The sequence below is a fragment of the Bradyrhizobium sp. SZCCT0153 genome, assembly GCF_018129995.1.
GTDB lineage: Bacteria > Pseudomonadota > Alphaproteobacteria > Rhizobiales > Xanthobacteraceae > Bradyrhizobium > Bradyrhizobium japonicum_G.
In genome coordinates, this window is record NZ_JAFCKS010000002.1 from 669,026 (window position 1) to 684,825 (window position 15,800).

The 15,800-nt window shown below is 64.3% G+C and carries 13 protein-coding genes and 1 pseudogene; 8 read left to right on the forward strand and 6 right to left on the reverse strand.

Translation table 11 applies throughout. The features are described 5' to 3' along the window. Positions 1 to 5: 5 nt before the first annotated feature. A pseudogene (locus tag JQ572_RS10890) lies at positions 6 to 2,363 on the reverse strand (Orn/Lys/Arg family decarboxylase). A gap of 449 nt (positions 2,364 to 2,812) precedes the next feature. Then, the gene (locus JQ572_RS10895) at positions 2,813 to 3,298 is read right to left on the reverse strand and encodes an Lrp/AsnC family transcriptional regulator (RefSeq protein WP_211383002.1); all 486 of its coding nucleotides are present in this window, start codon (positions 3,296 to 3,298) and stop codon (positions 2,813 to 2,815) included. A 134-nt stretch (positions 3,299 to 3,432) separates the two neighbouring features. Here JQ572_RS10895 and ald point away from each other — a divergent pair, with 134 nt between their 5' ends. Then, positions 3,433 to 4,548, forward strand: a complete 1,116-nt coding sequence (gene ald, locus JQ572_RS10900) for an alanine dehydrogenase (protein ID WP_211383003.1) — start codon at positions 3,433 to 3,435, stop codon at positions 4,546 to 4,548. A 2-nt stretch (positions 4,549 to 4,550) separates the two neighbouring features. Here ald and JQ572_RS10905 read toward each other — a convergent pair whose 3' ends face one another. Genes JQ572_RS10905 through JQ572_RS10920 form a run of 4 tightly spaced genes read right to left on the reverse strand, consistent with a single transcriptional unit; the run spans position 4,551 to position 9,242 of the window. After that, entirely contained in the window at positions 4,551 to 5,186 is a 636-nt protein-coding gene (locus JQ572_RS10905) for a 2-hydroxychromene-2-carboxylate isomerase (protein ID WP_211383004.1), read from the reverse strand. Positions 5,187 to 5,197: 11 nt separating this feature from the next. Further along, the gene (locus JQ572_RS10910; protein ID WP_211383005.1) at positions 5,198 to 7,108 is read right to left on the reverse strand and encodes a flavin-containing monooxygenase; all 1,911 of its coding nucleotides are present in this window, start codon (positions 7,106 to 7,108) and stop codon (positions 5,198 to 5,200) included. Continuing rightward, complete coding sequence (locus JQ572_RS10915; protein WP_211383006.1) at positions 7,105 to 7,752, reverse strand: TetR/AcrR family transcriptional regulator; 648 nt, start codon at positions 7,750 to 7,752, stop codon at positions 7,105 to 7,107. Before JQ572_RS10915 ends, JQ572_RS10910 begins: the two co-directional genes overlap by 4 nt. Then, the gene (locus tag JQ572_RS10920) at positions 7,749 to 9,242 is read right to left on the reverse strand and encodes an AMP-binding protein (protein ID WP_211383007.1); all 1,494 of its coding nucleotides are present in this window, start codon (positions 9,240 to 9,242) and stop codon (positions 7,749 to 7,751) included. The genes JQ572_RS10915 and JQ572_RS10920 overlap by 4 nt, the downstream gene beginning before the upstream one ends. Positions 9,243 to 9,411: 169 nt before the next feature. On the opposite strand from JQ572_RS10920, the gene JQ572_RS10925 reads away from it, so the two are divergent. From JQ572_RS10925 to JQ572_RS10955, 7 genes are all read left to right on the forward strand, one after another. Continuing rightward, entirely contained in the window at positions 9,412 to 10,671 is a 1,260-nt protein-coding gene (locus JQ572_RS10925; RefSeq protein WP_211383008.1) for an ABC transporter substrate-binding protein, read from the forward strand. A gap of 90 nt (positions 10,672 to 10,761) precedes the next feature. Continuing rightward, the gene (locus JQ572_RS10930; protein WP_211383009.1) at positions 10,762 to 11,664 is read left to right on the forward strand and encodes a branched-chain amino acid ABC transporter permease; all 903 of its coding nucleotides are present in this window, start codon (positions 10,762 to 10,764) and stop codon (positions 11,662 to 11,664) included. Continuing rightward, the gene (locus tag JQ572_RS10935) at positions 11,661 to 12,680 is read left to right on the forward strand and encodes a branched-chain amino acid ABC transporter permease (RefSeq protein WP_211383010.1); all 1,020 of its coding nucleotides are present in this window, start codon (positions 11,661 to 11,663) and stop codon (positions 12,678 to 12,680) included. Before JQ572_RS10930 ends, JQ572_RS10935 begins: the two co-directional genes overlap by 4 nt. A 2-nt stretch (positions 12,681 to 12,682) precedes the next feature. Continuing rightward, positions 12,683 to 13,438, forward strand: coding sequence for an ABC transporter ATP-binding protein (locus tag JQ572_RS10940; RefSeq protein WP_211383011.1), 756 nt, complete (start codon positions 12,683 to 12,685; stop codon positions 13,436 to 13,438). Next, positions 13,435 to 14,148, forward strand: a complete 714-nt coding sequence (locus tag JQ572_RS10945; protein WP_211383012.1) for an ABC transporter ATP-binding protein — start codon at positions 13,435 to 13,437, stop codon at positions 14,146 to 14,148. The genes JQ572_RS10940 and JQ572_RS10945 overlap by 4 nt, the downstream gene beginning before the upstream one ends. Before the next feature lie 166 nt (positions 14,149 to 14,314). Further along, a complete protein-coding gene (locus JQ572_RS10950) occupies positions 14,315 to 14,533 on the forward strand; it encodes a hypothetical protein (protein WP_211383013.1) in 219 nt (72 codons plus the stop codon). A 111-nt stretch (positions 14,534 to 14,644) separates the two neighbouring features. Further along, positions 14,645 to 15,703 carry a YeiH family protein gene (locus tag JQ572_RS10955; RefSeq protein ID WP_211383014.1) on the forward strand — a complete coding sequence of 353 codons (1,059 nt, stop codon included), beginning with the start codon at positions 14,645 to 14,647 and terminating at the stop codon, positions 15,701 to 15,703. The last annotated feature ends 97 nt before the right edge of the window (positions 15,704 to 15,800 follow it).

Genomic DNA, 15,800 nt, shown 5'->3' on the forward strand with positions numbered 1-15,800 from the left:
GGCAACTACTCGGCAACGACGTACGTATAGAGCCCGATACGCCCCTGCGCATCGATCTCCTTGTAGACGCCCTGGATTTCCACATCGAAGCCCGGAAACGTGTTGAAGCAGGTCTCGAACATCTTGAGATAATCCACCATGGGCTTGGCCCGTTCCGTCAGCCGCTCGCCGGGCACGATGGTGGCAATGCCGGGCGGATAAACCACGAACGGCGTGGTGGCGATGCGACCCGCGATCGCCTCGATCGGCAGATAGTCGACGTCGTTGCGGAACAAATAACGCGCGGCATCACGGGGCGACATCGCGATCTCGGGCATGTGCTCGGGCATGAACTGCCGAGCCTGGAGCGCGCTGACATCGGCGGCACGGAAGAAGCGGTGCATCTCGCCGCAGAGGTCGCGCAGCCTCACGCCGGCATAGCGCGCCTGTCGCCGCTGATAAAATTCCGGGATCACGTCGGCCAGCAGCGCGTTGTCGTCGTGCAGCCTCTTGAATGCGACGAGACCGGAGATCAGCGTGCCGGCCTTGCTCGCCTCGACCCCGGGCGTGAGCAGGAAGAGCAGGGAGTTGAGATCGTTCTTCTCGGGGACGATGCGGTTTTCGCGCAAATATTGCGCGACGACCGGCGCGGGAATGCCGTGCTCGGCATAAGCGCCGCTGGCGCGATCGAAGCCGGGGGTGAGCAGCGTCAGCTTGTTCGGATCGGTCATGGCAAAGCCTTCGCTGAGGCCAGGAAAGCCGTGCCAGTTGGTATCGGGAGAGAGCTGCCACAGTGCGGGATTGGTGGCGAGCTCGTCGGTGGAGAGCGTTTCCCAGGCGACATTGTGCGCCGCGCCGGGACGGCTGACATCGGGAATGGCGACGCGATCGGGAACGAAGGGTTCGAAGAACCAGCGCCGGTCCGGTTTCTGCTCCTTCTCCTCGAACTCCCGGCGCATCGCGCGGATCTTCTTGCGCAGCTCGATACCGAGGCGGATCGTGTCGTCCCACAACACCTCGCCGGAGCGGCCCTTCATCATCTGCGCACCGACGTCGAGCGAGGCGAACAGCGGATAGAAGGGAGAGGTCGAGGCGTGCTGCATGAAGCTTTCGTTGAAGCGGCGGTGCTCGACGCGCCGCTTCTGGCCGCGGATGTGGCGGTCCTTGACGTGGATCTAGGAGGCCTGTGAAAAGCTCGCGAGCTGCTTGTGGGTCGACTGCGTCGCGATGATGCCGGGCGCCTCGGGGGAAAGGTTCGCAAGCCCCATGGCGAAGCGGCCGGCATAGAGCGGGTGGAACTTCATGAAGCCGGCCCAGGCCTCGTCGAACAGGATGTACTCGCAGAGATGGCCGATGCGCTTCAGGATCATCTCGGCGCTGTGGATCGTGCCGTCATAGGTGCACTGCTCGACCACGGCGACGCGGAACGGCCGCTCCTTGCGCCAGGCATCCTTGTCCGTGACCAGCGGATGGTTGCGGATCGCCTCGCGCAAGGCCTTCTCGTCGAGCATATCCCAGCGCATCGGGCCGATCAGGCCCCAGGCGTTGCGGATGGTCGGCACGTAGACCGGGACGCCGCCATTGATCATCAGCGCGCCATGATGAGCGGCCTTGTGATTGTTGCGGTCGAACAGCACGAGGTCGCCGTCGGTCACGAGCGCGCCGAGCGCGACTTTGTTCGAGGTCGAGGTGCCGTTGAGCACGAAATAGGTCTTTTCCGCACCGAAAATCTGGGCGGCTTCCTTCTGCGCCTTCAGTGCCGGTCCCTCATGGGTAAGGAGGTCGCCGAGGTCGAGCACGGAATTGTCGAGATCGTCGCGGAAGACGGATTCGCCGAGATGCTCGACGAAGACCCGGCCGATCGGGCTGCGGTTGTAGAACACGCCGCCATTGTGGCCCGGACAGGTCCACAGCTGGTTGCCTTCCTCGGCATAGTCGACCAGCGCGCCGAAGAACGGTGTCTTCAGCGTCTCGGCATATTGCTTGAGCCGGCTGATCAGGTTCTTGGCGATGAAGGTCGGGGTTTCCTCGGACAGGAAGACGTAGCCGTCGATGAAGTCGAGCACCTCGACGGGGAGATCCTCGAAGCGCTTGCGCCGGATCAGGAGGATGATCGGGAAATCGAGGCCGCGCCGCCGCATCAGATTGATCAGCGCCGAGGTCTTGCCCTCCAGGCCCTTCTTGCCCCAGTCCACCACCATGCAGCCGATCGCGGCATCGGTCTGCACCGCGATTTCGGCGTCCTCCAGCTTGCGGGCCCGGACCACCTCGAAGCCGGAGCGCTGGATCTCCTCGATGATCTGGTTGAAGCGGATGCCTTCGAGGTCGTCCGCGTCGAACACGGGTGCGGCGAAGAGGAAGTTGAAGCGCTTGAAATAGTCCATGTCAGGTCCCGAATGTGCAGGGACCGACAGGTCTCTGCGTATTCGATGACAGTTCTATGACGGAGCCAAAAGGCCGGTGTTGATGAGCCAATGGCGGTTCGCGGGTCAGGGCACGTGAGTGCGCATGATGAAGGAACCCCACACCCAGCCGTTCGAGAACTGACACCAATCGTCCGTCCGGCATCCCACAAGCGGAAACTTCTGCCCCTTGCGGAGGACGCCGATCACTTTCCCGACCCCGCCGGGAATGTCGTAGAGATCGACGTCAGAGATGATGGCCGTGGTCTTCTGGGCGGGGGCACCCGTACCGAGGACGCGGGTGTGGGTCGCGAGGCGCGGGGTGTCTTCAACCGTTCGGTTGATCTCGGTGCTTGCGTGTGATGGGAACTCGCGTATTCCCTGGCGCGTGTAACTCTCCAGTCACGAGCCGGGTGTGCCGACGGAAGCCATCAGCCTTGTCGCTTTGCCTCGCCGAACACCACGGTCGGCACCGCGCGGTTGACGACGTCGCGTAGCGCGAAGCTCGATTGCACCCGCGCCACCCGCGGCAGGCGCGACAGCTCGGTGCGGTGGATGCGTTCGAAATCCTGGATGTCGCGGGCAAGCACGATCAGGATGTAGTCGTCGTTGCCCGACATCAGGAAGCAGCGCACGACGGAGGGGCATTTCACCACCTCCGCCTCGAACGCCTTCAGCGCCTCGTCGCTCTGGCTTTCCAGCGCGATCCGGACCAGCACCGTCGTGGTGAGGCCGAATTGCGCGAGGTCGAGCGCGGCCTGGTAGGCCTGGATGTAGCCGTCGTCCTCCAGGGTTTTCTGCCGCCGCGCCAGCGCCGTGCTCGACAGGCCGACCTTGGTGGCGAGCTCGGTGTGGCTGGCCCGCGCATTGGTGGTGAGTTCCGCAAGGATGGCGAGATCTTTCCGGTCCAGGGCCAAGGTTTGGTTTCCAGCGTGAAAGGGCACTTCCGCGCCTGAAACCGGCGCGGGGAGGGCAAAGCTAGCGGATATTTGCACGAAACCAAACCGGGCACGTCGTTACGATGATCGGAGTGAATCAAAAGGAGCCCAGAATGCGCGTCGGTGTGCCCAAGGAAATCAAGGTGCAGGAATATCGCGTCGGGCTTACCCCGGGCGCGGTCCGCGAATATAGCGCGGCAGGACACCAGGTGACGGTCGAGACCGGCGCCGGCAGCGGCATCGGCGCCTCCGACGAGGTCTATCGGCGGGCAGGGGCCTCCATCGCCGACAGCGCCCACGATATCTTCGCGAAGTCCGACCTGATCGTGAAGGTGAAGGAGCCGCAGAAGGTTGAGTGGGCCCAACTTCGCGAAGGCCAGATCCTGTTTACTTATCTGCATCTCGCGCCGGATCCCGAACAGGCCAAGGGCTTGCTTGCCTCCGGCTGTACGGCGATCGCCTATGAAACCGTCACCGACGCGGCCGGTCGCCTCCCCCTGCTCGCGCCGATGAGCGAAGTCGCCGGCCGCCTCGCCATCGAGGCCGCCGGCGCCGCGCTCAGGCGTTCGGCTGGCGGACGCGGGCTGCTGCTGGGCGGTGTCCCCGGCGTTCAGCCGGCGCGGGTCGTCGTGCTCGGCGGCGGCGTGGTGGGAACACAGGCCGCGCGCATGGCTGCAGGGCTCGGCGCCGAAGTCACCGTCATCGACCGCTCCATACCGCGCTTGCGTGAACTGGACGATCTCTTTGCCGGGCGCGTGCGCACCCGGTTCTCGACGATCGAATCGGTCGAAGAGGAGGTGTTCGCCGCCGACGTCGTGATCGGCGCGGTGCTGGTGCCGGGCGCCAGCGCGCCAAAGCTCGTCACGCGCGCGATGCTGAAATCGATGCGGCCGGGCGCCGTGCTGGTCGACGTCGCGATCGACCAGGGCGGCTGCTTCGAGACGTCCCATGCGACCACGCATGTCGATCCAACCTATGAGGTCGACGGCGTCGTGCATTATTGCGTCGCCAACATGCCCGGCGCGGTGCCGGTGACATCCAGCCAGGCGCTGAACAATGCGACGCTGCCGTTTGGCCTGATGCTCGCGAACAAGGGCTTTGCCGCGGTGCTGGAAAATCCGCATCTGCGCAACGGCCTCAATGTCCATCGCGGCCGGATCACAAACAAGGCCGTGGCCGAAAGCCTCGGGCTTGAGTTCGCGCCCGTGGAGAGCGGGCTGGCGGCGTAGGACTATGTCGGCTTGCGGTGGCGGCTGCCGAGTGCGGCTTCGATCGTCTCGGGTCTCTCGATGCGCTCGATCAGCATGTCGATGCGGTCGCCGCCCCAGAACAGCTCGCCGTTGAAGACCATGGTCGGCACGCCGAACACGCCGAGCGCTTCGGCCTCGTCGATGATGCGGTCATGCTCGGCGCGGGCGGGGCCGCTGACATAGGCCTCGAACTCGCTCGCCGAGCCGCCGCACGACGTGATGACATCCGTGATCGCGGTGAGATCGTCGATCTCCAGCTCATGGCTCCAGAACTTTCGGAACACCGTGTCGTGGTAGGGGCGGAAGAAGCCGTGGGCTTGCGCGAACAGCATGCCGACGCTGGAATAGAAGGCATCGTAGATCCGCCTCGGGCCCTTCATGACAAGCCCCTGCGCATTGGCATAGCGCCGCGCGTCCATATAGGCGTAGCGCACCTTGCGCCAGAAATGCGGCTTGCGCTCCTCCACCGTCCCCATGAATTCGGCGATGCGTAGCGTGTAGGGCAGCCATTCGAGCTCGACGCCGTGCGTCTCCTCGAACTCGAACAGGCGCTTGTTCGCCACGAATGCGTAGGGGCTCTTGTAGTCGGTGTAGATGCGCACGCGGGGTTTGGGCATAGGCGGATTCCTTACGCCTTCGTCAGCCTGTACTGCCTCAGATCCGGATCATGCGTCATGCGCCAGTAATCCACGAACCGCCAGGGCATCGCCGAAAACACGCGGCCGCTGCTGTTGCGATAGTAGGTGCTCATGCCGGGGTGAGTCCAGATCATGGCCTCGTGCTCGGCATCGACCTTCTGGACGTAGTCGTCGAGCACCTCCCTGCGGACGTCGATGGCGGCGACGTCGTGCTCGATCATGTCGGCAAGGCAGGCGGAGATGTAGCGGCTCTGGCATTCCGACTGGAAGATGACGCTGCCGCCATGGGCGGGCCCGGAGTTGGGGCCCAGCATGCAGAAGAAATTTGGAAAGCCCGGCACGGTGAGGCCGAGGAACGCGGTTGGATTGTCGTTGACCCAGGCGTCGCGCAAATCCTTGCCGTCACGGCCGCTGATGTTGAGACGCGCCGCCATCTCCGTGACCTTGAAGCCGGTCGCCACCACGATGATGTCGGCGGGGCGGTGCTTGCCGTCGGCCGTGACGATGCCATCGCGGTCAATATGATCGATGGTGTCGGTGACGAGCTCGACATTCTGCCGCGTCAACGTCTTGAACCAGTTGTTGTCGAGCAGGATGCGCTTGCCGTAGGGCGGGTAGGTCGGGACGCATTTTTCGATCAGATCGGGCCGGTCTTTCAGCTCCAACAGGATGAAATCGGTCAGCTCCTGACGATGCCGGTCATTGCCCTTGTTGACGGCGCGCTCGGGATGCGGCCAGGTCGGGTCCTTGCGCAAGAAGGGCAACAGCCCGTCGCCGTAGCGCCAGAACATGTTGAAGCGATACCACTGCACATAGAACGGCAGGTGCGCGAGCAGCCAGCGCGCGCCGTCGCTGATCGGATCGGCATAGCCCTTCACCGGCCGCGCCCATTGCGCGCTGCGCTGATAGACCGTGACCGAGGCGACACGGCCTGCAATCGCCGGCACCAGCTGCATCGACGTCGCGCCGGTGCCGATCACGGCGACGTGCTTTCCGTCAATGTTGATATCGTCGGACCACAGCGCCGAATGCAGGATCGTTCCCTCGAACTCGTCCTCGCCCTTGAAGCGGGCGCGGGAGGGATCGTTGAGCTGGCCGATCGCGGAGACCAGCGCGGTTGATTCGAAGGTCTCCTCGCCACTGTTTGTCTTGAGCGTCGAGATCCAGCGCCGCCTGCCTTCGTCCCAGCGCGATGATGTCAGCTCGGTGTTGACGCGCAGATGCTTGCGGATGCCGTATTCCTCCGCGACCTTCTGCAGGTAGCCGAGCAGTTCCTCGCGCTGGCAGAAATAGCGGGTCCATGCATTCCCCGAGCCGAAAGAGTAGGAATAGGAGTGGTTCGGCGTGTCGACGCCACAGCCGGGATAGCGGTTGATCCACCAGGTGCCGCCGAGCTCGTCGTTCTTCTCGACGATGGTGTAGGGGATGCCGAGATGGCCGAGCGCGACGCCAAGCGCGATGGCGCAGACGCCGGCACCAACGATCAGGACATGCTGGTCGGCAAGCTTCTCGTCGGAGGGACGCTTGGTCCAGCGCGGCTCGCGCGGCACAAAACCCATCTCCTCGCGCATCAGGGGCGCATATTCCGGCGCGACGTTCTCGCCGAGGCAGGCACGCATCATCTTGAGCAGCAGCTCCTCGCCGGGGTCGGCAATGACTGGCTTCGGCGTACCATCGGCAAAGAGCTCGACGACCGCTGCGCGAATTTCGTCCTGGACCTCCTTCGGCACCCCGGCCTCGGGATCGGGAATGAGGCGGATGTCGCGTCTGGGTAAATACGGCGGCGCGAGCCATTTGTCGTCGCCGGTCATGTGCACCAGCACCATCAGAAGGCAGCGGATGTCGCCCTCGGCGATGGTCGAGGCGAGGTCGAGCGGCTTGTGCGGAGATTCGATGTTCATGGCGTGTCCTGATCTCCGGATGCACGAAAGAGGCCGCGCGTCATCAGCTTGCGGTAGGCGGAGATGACGTGCTCGGGCACGGCGGTGACGCCGCCTTCCGAATAGGAGTAGCGGCGGCTGAGATAACCGCGCGATCCCATCAGCATGTGGACGATGGCTTCGAATTCCTCGTCGCTGTAATCCGCGATGGCGCCCGAATGCCGTGCGCGCCGCAAAATGCGGACATAGGCGACCGAGATGTTGTCGAGATGCTTCTGGTATCCGACCGGCGCAAAGAACTCGGCTTCGTTGAGGATGCGCAAGAACTCCGGCACCTCGCGGATGAAGTCGAAGAAGGCGGAAAAGCGCGCGATCTCCTGCCGTGCCGCATCCGCCGTGCCGGTGCGGGCGCGGATGAACTCGACCATGTCGAGGCCGATCTTGGGCAGCAGCTGGTCGAGCAATTCCTGGCGGTTCTCGAAATGATTGTAGAAGGTGCCTTGGGCGACGCCGGCCTGCTCGGTGATACGGGCGACCGAGGCCTCGGCATAGCCGTGCTTGCCGACGACCTTCGTCGCGGCCTCGAAGATCTTCTGCTTGGTCCAGGCGTTGCGCTCGACCCGGTTGAGTTTTGTGATTTTTGCGGTGGCGGGGCCTTGCGTCATGCCACGGTCTCCAGTTCGGCGCGCAGCACGCGCTTGAGAATCTTTCCTGAGGGATTGCGCGGCAGGCCGTCGCGAATGATGAGCTCTTTGGGCACCTTGAAGCTCGCCAGCCGCGCCCGGCAGTGCTCGGTGAGGGCAGGGAGCTCGAGGCTCGCGCCCTCGGCCAGCACGACGATAGCCACCGGCCGTTCGCCCCAGCGCGGATCACGCAGGCCGATCACCGCGACCTCGCGCACTCCTGATAGCTCGTAGATGACGCGCTCGACCTCGGAGGAGGCGATGTTCTCGCCGCCGGAGATGATCATGTCCTTCTTGCGGTCGGTGAGATACAGGAAGCCCTCCTCGTCGAGATAGCCGACGTCGCCGCTGCGGAACCAGTCGCCGAAGAAGGCGGAGGCCGTCTTCTCCGGATCCTGCCAATAGCCGCGCGTGATCTTTGGGCCGCGCAGGCAGATCTCGCCGTTGACGTTCGGAGGCAGGGTCTTGCCGTTCTCGTCTTGGATCTCGATCTCGACATGAGCGATGGCGCGTCCGGTCGAGCCGATCTTCTCGATCTCGCGGCCGGGCTCCATGAAGGTGTCGCCGCCGACGGTCTCGGTGAGGCCATAGGCGTCGATGTAGCGCGCGTTGCGGAAATACTCGGAAAACGCGCGAATACGTATCTCCGGCGTCTTCTCGCCGCCGCCGATCGCCCATTCCAGGCTGGAGACGTCGTAGCGGTCGCGGGTGGGGCAGGTGAGCATCGCGGTGGTCATTACAGGCGCGAACCACGCGGCGTTGAGCTTGTCCTCGGCGATCGCTGCGAGCGCGGTCTCCGGCTCGAAATTGCGTTCGATGTGGATGAACCCGCCATGCCAGAGCACGGCGATGCCGGGCAAATCGAGCGCACCGACATGATAGAGCGGGCCGACGACGAGAAGGCGCGTCTGCGCGCTCAAGCCCAGCGCAATAGTCTGATCGGCGGACTTCCAGTAGAAATTATCGTAGGTGAGCATCACGCCCTTGGGGCGGTCGGTGGTGCCCGAGGTGTACATCAGCCGCATCAGGTCGGATGGAGCGCGGACATGCATTGGCGCGGCCAAAACATCGCCCACGAGGCGCGTGAGGCTCTGTTGCGCGGCCTCATCGAGTACGACGATCTTCGCGCCCGCTGCATTCGGCGCGAGTTCTTCATCGACGATCAACAGCCGCGCGCCGGCATTGCCGGCGATGTAGCCGACCTCGTCGCGGGAGAGGCGGAAGTTGATCGGCAGAAGCACCGCGCCGAGATGGCTGGTCGCGAAGACGAGCTCCAGAAACGCCGCGCTGTTCTTCATCAGCACGGCAACGACGTCACCGGCGCCGATACCCTGTACGGCGAGCCAGCCGGCCGCCTGCCGGATGCGCGCATCGAAAACGGCGTAGGAGATCTCCTGGCCGCGATATTTCAGCGCGGGCCGATCCGGCGAGCGCCGGGCATGGAAGGCGATGAAGCTCGAAAGGTTGATCATGCTGCGGTTTCGGGCCGATTGCCGGCCTCGTTTCCTCCCGTCTGAATAGTGACTCATAATTCATGTTTGTCTTGACGTCACCCCCTACCTCTGGAATTGTTGGAGCCACGGAGACGCGACGATCTCCGACTGGGATCAGGAAACGCCGACCCGACAGAGGGAGGGGAAATTGACGAGAACCCGCACACCGGGCATCAGCCGCCGTTCGTCACTGGCGCTGATGGGCGCCGGTGCAATCAGCGTCGCCGCGCCGTGGGTGGCGCGTGCGCAAGCCAAGACCATCAAGATCGGCATGCCGACGATTCTGTCGGGCCGCGTCGCGCAGCTCGGCACGTCGTCGCGCAATGCGGTGATGCTCGAGGTCGACAAGGTCAATGCGGCCGGCGGTCTTGCCGGCCGGCAGATCGAGATGGTGATCCGCGACTCCAAGGGCCAGCCGCAGGAAGCCGCGCGTGTCGCGCGCGAACTCGTCAACACCGACGGCTGCGAATGGCTGATCGACGGCGAGGCGTCGTCCGGATCGTTCGCGGTGCACGAGGTGGCGCGCGATCTCGGCGTGCTCTGTGTCCATACCTGCTCGGAAGCGTCCTCGCTGACTGCCGATCCGAAGCAGCACATTCCGAATGCGTTCCGCTGCGTGAGGCAGGGCATTCACGATTCGATCGTCGGCGGCAGCTATGCGGCCGCGATCGCCAAGACCAAGGGCCTGAAGAAATGGGCGACCTGCTCGCCGGATTATGCCTATGGCCGCGACACCACCGGCGAGTTCACGCTGTACTTGAAGCGCTTCGCGCCCGACGTCGAGCTCATCAGCGAGTCCTGGCCAAAACTTTTCCAGCCCGACTACACCGAGGTGGTGACCAAGATTTTGCAGGCCAAGCCGCAGGCGCTGTACTCCTGCCTGTGGGGCGGTGATCTCACCTCCTACATCGACCAGGCCAACATCTACGCGATGTTCGGCCAGATGGAGGTGTTCGCGGTCAACATGGCCGACTACACCGCGCTCACCGTGGTGAAGAACCTGCCGAAGGGCATCCACTCCGGCAATCGCTACATCAAGACCTTCCCGGCCACGCCGGAGAACGCCGCCTGGGGCGATGCCTACAAGGCCAAGTACAACGAATATCCGACCAACTGGTCGTGGCAGAACGCCACCGCCGTGATGTTCCTGGCCGAGGCCGCCAAGAAGGCGAATTCCACCGACGGCAAGAAGATCGCGGAGGTGCTGGCCGGCCTCACCATCAAGTGCCCGTTCGGCGCCGACGGTACCGTGACGATGCGCGGCGACGACCATACGCTGGTCGGCTACGCCATCGGCTGGGGCACCACGATCCCGCAGGAGCCGTACGTGCCCGAGGTCAAGGCCGGCGACTGGAAGACCATCTTCGAACTCGAAGCCGAGTGGAAGAAGAGCAAGGGCTACACCTGATCACGCACAAGGCGGAGACGGCCGACCGTCTCCGCCTGCTTCGTTTGGCTCTCCGCGCCGGATCCGGCGCGACGCAATGAAAGTGCTCCCGTGGATCTCGACGCGCTTGCCGGTTGCCTCTCCAGCTCCGCCTGCCTGGTGACGCAAACCACCAGCGGCCTCATCATCGGCATGCTGCTGTTCCTGGTCGCGGTCGGGCTGACGCTGATCTTCGGTGTGCTCAAGATCGTCAATTTCAGTCACGGCGCCTTCTACATGTTCGGCGCCTATTTTGCGATGACGGCATATCAGCTCACCGGCAGCTTTGCGCTGGCGATGTTCGCGGGTGCGGCCGGCACCGCCGTTCTCGGCCTGATCTTTGAGCGCGTCTTCATGAGCCGCGTCTACGGCGCCGACGTCTTGATGCAGCTTCTGGTCTGCTACGCCTTCGTGCTCATCTTCGACGATGTGGTGCGGCTGATCTGGGGACCGGAATTCAAGTCGATGGGCATGCCGGCGGCGTTCCAGGTGATGCCGCTGTTCATCGCCGGCGGGGTGGTGCCGCCTTATTACCTGTTGCTGATCGGCGTCGCGCTCGTCGCGGCCATCGTACTCGGCATCGGATTGTCGCGCAGTCGCATCGGCAAGGTGATACGCGCCGCCGCGCACAATCCCGGCATGGTTTCCGCGCTCGGCATCAACACCGGCCTGATCTATGGCGGCGTGTTCGCGCTCGGCGGGATGCTGGCGGGGCTGGCGGGGGCGCTCGCCGCGCCGGTGCGGTCGCTGACCCCTGGCATGGGATTTTCGGTGCTGATCGAATCCTTCATCGTCACCGTGATCGGCGGCATGGGCTCGATCGTGGGCGCGCTGGTCGGCGCGCTGCTGCTCGGCCTGATCCGTTCGTTCGGCTCGCTCGGCTTTCCCCTGTTCACGGAAGGCCTGATGTATCTCTTCATGGTGATCGTGCTGGTCTCCAAGCCCACCGGCCTGTTCGGCAAGGAGGCGGCATGACCGAGCTGGAGGCCGGACGTACGCGGACGCTGGTGCCGGTGCGCGGCGACGCCGGACTTCAGCGATACCGCGACGTGCTGATCGCGCTGGTCGCCTTCGCCGTGCTGGCGAGCCTGCCACTGTTCACGGGCAGCAAGGCGCTGCTCGATTTAGTCATCCGCTGCTCCGCCTACGGCCTGTTCGCGACCTCGCTCAATCTGCTGGTCGGCTACACCGGCCTGACCTCGTTCGGGCACGGCATGTTCTTCGGGCTCGGCGCCTATAGTTTCGGCCTGATCATGCAGAAGCTCGGCGTGCCTATTCCGGTCGCCTTCGTTGCGACGCTTGCAATCACCGCAGTGGTTGCGGCGATCATCGGTGCGATCTGCGTGCGGCTGAAGGAGATCTATTTCGCCTTCGTCACGCTCGCCTTCCAGATGCTGATCCACTCGACGATCCTGTCGTGGGCCTCCTTTACCGGCGGCGACCAGGGCCTGCGCGGTGGCATCGCGCGGCCGCGGTTCCTCGGCATCGATCTGTCCAACCACGTCCATCTCTACATCGCGAGCTGTGCGCTGCTGATCCTCGGCCTGCTCGCGATGCGCCAGATCGCACAATCGCCGTTCGGCTACACCTTGCGCATGATCCGCGACAACGCCGCGCGCGCGAGCTTTCTCGGCATCGACGTTTGGCGCGCCAAGCTCACCGTGTTCGTGCTGGCGGCGCTGTTCGCGTCGATGGGCGGCATGGTGATGGCGCTGTTCGTCTCCGGCGCCTATCCGGAGTTCGCCTATTGGACCATCTCGGGCGAGGGCATCTTCATCAACATGCTCGGGGGCGTCTCGACCTTCCTCGGACCGATGGTCGGCACGGTATTGCTGCTGCTGCTCAACGACACAGTCACGCGCTTCACGGAATACCACGGCATCGTGCTCGGCGTGGTCATCCTGTTCTTTGCGCTCGGCTTGCGGAAGGGTCTGCTGGATTTCGTCGCCGAATGGTTTGCGCACCGGCGCGATGCGGGCGAGGGGCGTTAGCCATGCTCGAAATCCGCAACCTCGCAAAATCCTTTGGTGGCGTGAAGGCGACCAACGACGTCACGCTGGACTTCCCCGACGGCTCGCTGACGGCCGTGATCGGCCCGAACGGTGCGGGCAAGAGCACCTTCTTCAACCTGATAACCGGCGCGCTGAAGCCGGATTCCGGCCAGGTGCTGCTCGACGGCGTCGATCTGGCCGGCCGTTCGCCGCCTGAGATCGTGCGCCATGGCATCGGCCGCGCCTTCCAGGTCGCCAGCATCTTCAAATCGCTGACGGTGCAGGAGACCATGCTCGCCGCCGTCAGCGCCGACCAGCGCTCCTCCGCGGTGCTGCACAGGCGCTTTCCGTTGCCCGAGACGCGCGACCGCGCCGAGCACGTGATGGAGCTGCTTGGGCTCGCGGGAAAACGCAATCGCACCGCCGCGACGCTCTCGCATGGCGATCAAAAGCTCCTCGACATCGCGCTGGCACTGGTGCTCGAACCGAAAGTGCTGCTGCTGGACGAGCCGACCGCGGGCATGGGTCCGGAAGAACGCTGGCGCATGATCGACAAGGTGCGCGAGCTCTGGGAGACGCAAAAGATCACCGTCGTCTTCATCGAGCACGACATGGACATCGTGTTCAAGATCGCGCCGAAGATCGTCGTGCTCTGTTACGGCCGCATTCTCGCGATCGGCACGCCCGACGAGATCCGCAACGACAGCGCGGTGATCGAGGCCTATCTCGGCACTGAACATGCGGGAGCCGCCGCATGAGTGCCGTAGTCATCGAAGTCGCCGATCTCGACGTCTATTATGGCACCAGTCAGATCCTGTTCGGCGTCGCTCTCTCCGTGCGGAAGGGCGAAACCATGGCGCTGCTCGGGCGCAACGGCGCCGGCAAATCGACGACGATGAAAGCGATCATGGGCCTGGCGCCGCCGCGGCGGGGCAGGGTCAGCCTGCGCGGTGCGGTGATCTCCGGCCAGAAGCCGCACCACATCGCGCGCGCCGGTCTCGGCTTCGTCCCGGAGGACCGCCAGATCTTCCCGGAGCACACCGTCGAGGACAATCTCGTCATCGGTCGTAAAAAGGGCCCGGAAGGCCAGGACGAATGGCCGATCAAGCGCATCTATGAAGTCTTCCCGCTGCTGGAGCCGCTGCGCCAACGCATCGCCGGACGCCTGTCGGGCGGCGAGCAGCAGATGCTCGCGATCGCGCGCACGCTGATGGGCAATCCGGCGCTGCTGCTGCTCGACGAGCCGAGCGAGGGCCTCGCGCCCATCATCGTGCAGCGGATCGGCGAGCTGCTGCGGCAGCTTCGCCAGCTCGGTTCGACCGTGCTGATCGCCGAGCAGAACATGCATTTCTGCCTGGGGCTTGCGAGCCATGCCACGGTCATCGACAAGGGCCAGATCGTCTATGCCGCCGGTATCGACGAGCTGAAGGCCAATGACGCCATCCGCCGCCGCTACCTGGCACTTTAGCCGGGGAGCTCCCGGTGCCCAAATAGGGTTGAAGAAGAAAACCATTGCCGCAGGACCTTCCTGCGGAAGGAGTTTCCCTTCCCCGGGGTAAAAACGCCAATCGCTTCCATTGCTGTTTTGGGCCGAAACAACGACATTCCTGTCAGAAATTGATGGATCGACTGCCATGGAACGCACTGGATTTGAGCCCTTCGGCGAGCAGCTGGTGTCCGCAACGGACACCCAGCCGCGGTCGCGTGCGTCGAAGCTCCTGCTGCGTGCCGGCACGGGCCTGTTCTGGTCGCTGGTGGCGGGCATCGTGCTCGCGCGTGCAGCCTTCTTCGAGCCCGGTGTCTATGACGGCTTCAGCCGCGTCGCTTCGCTCGCCAAGAGCTTGATCTTCTGATCCCGTTTATTCCGGGCTGGGGACAGAACTTCCCTCGACCCTGATATGTCGAAAACTTATTTCCCAATCGAGCGTCGCTGCGTATAAATCTTTCTCTTCTGGGAGAGATTTGTGTCGCAGAATCAAGCATCCAGCCCGGCCGACGCCAAGCCGGCCACTGCCGTAAGCCGCATTGTCGCGCTGATTCCCGGCATCCTTCTCTGCATTGCCGTGGCCGGCATCTCGGCCCTGCTCGAGCGGGCCGAACTGGGCGTGTTCGAGCATCCCTATGTCGAGGCGCTGGTGATGGCGATTCTGCTCGGCATGGCGCTGCGCAGCTTCTGGAAGCCCGCGCCGCGCTGGCAGGCGGGCATCGCCTTCAGTGCCAAGCAGCTGCTCGAAGTCGCGGTCATGCTGCTCGGGGCCTCCATCAGCTTTGCCGCCATCGCGGCCTCCGGCGTCGCGCTCCTCCTGTCGATCGCGGCCGTCGTGGTGATCGCGCTCTCCGTCTCCTTCGGCATCGGCCGCGTACTCGGCCTGTCGACGCGGCTGTCGATCCTGATCGCCTGCGGCAATTCGATCTGCGGCAATTCCGCGATCGCGGCTGTGGCGCCGATCATCGGCGCCAACAACGACGAGATCGCATCGTCGATCTCCTTCACCGCCATTCTCGGCGTGATGATGGTGCTGGGCCTGCCGCTGCTGATTCCGCTGCTGCACCTCACGGCCACGCAATACGGCATCCTCGCGGGCCTCACCGTCTATGCCGTGCCGCAGGTGCTGGCGGCGACGGTGCCGGCGGGGCTGGTCTCGACGCAGATCGGTACGCTCGTGAAACTGATGCGGGTGCTGATGCTGGGGCCGGTCGTCGTCGGCCTGTCGCTCGCCGCCTCGCGCTGGCAGAGCGGCGCCAAGAAGACCAATGTCGGCTTCTTCCGCCTCGTCCCCTGGTTCATCCTCGGCTTCCTCGCGCTCGCGACGTTGCGCTCGCTGGAGATCGTGCCGGGCACCGTGGTCGGGCCGGTGACGAAGATCACGAGCTTCCTCACGGTGGTGTCGATGGCGGCGCTGGGCTTGGGTGTCGACGTCCGCGTGCTGGCCAATGTCGGGGGCAGGGTGACGGCGGCCGTGACGCTGTCGCTGATGCTGCTGCTCGGCATCAGCATCGCGCTGGTGCATTGGTTCAAGTGAGAATAATCGCGCGGCGATGGCAGTGCACCCGCTCCTCTTGTGGGAGAGAGTGGCTCGCCGCGTAGCGGCGAGACGGGAAGGCAGCGTGCAAGCGTCG

Excerpts from the sequence above, each read along its gene's own strand:
- JQ572_RS10905 (WP_211383004.1), bottom strand. The coding sequence starts at position 5,186 with ATGCCCAAACCCCGCGTGCGCATCTACACCGACTACAAGAGCCCCTAC.
- JQ572_RS10935 (WP_211383010.1), top strand. The coding sequence starts at position 11,661 with ATGACCGAGCTGGAGGCCGGACGTACGCGGACGCTGGTGCCGGTGCGC.
- JQ572_RS10945 (WP_211383012.1), top strand. The coding sequence starts at position 13,435 with ATGAGTGCCGTAGTCATCGAAGTCGCCGATCTCGACGTCTATTATGGC.
- JQ572_RS10920 (WP_211383007.1), bottom strand. The coding sequence starts at position 9,242 with ATGATCAACCTTTCGAGCTTCATCGCCTTCCATGCCCGGCGCTCGCCG.
- ald (WP_211383003.1), top strand. The coding sequence starts at position 3,433 with ATGCGCGTCGGTGTGCCCAAGGAAATCAAGGTGCAGGAATATCGCGTC.
- JQ572_RS10940 (WP_211383011.1), top strand. The coding sequence starts at position 12,683 with ATGCTCGAAATCCGCAACCTCGCAAAATCCTTTGGTGGCGTGAAGGCG.
- JQ572_RS10915 (WP_211383006.1), bottom strand. The coding sequence starts at position 7,752 with ATGACGCAAGGCCCCGCCACCGCAAAAATCACAAAACTCAACCGGGTC.
- JQ572_RS10910 (WP_211383005.1), bottom strand. The coding sequence starts at position 7,108 with ATGAACATCGAATCTCCGCACAAGCCGCTCGACCTCGCCTCGACCATC.
- JQ572_RS10950 (WP_211383013.1), top strand. The coding sequence starts at position 14,315 with ATGGAACGCACTGGATTTGAGCCCTTCGGCGAGCAGCTGGTGTCCGCA.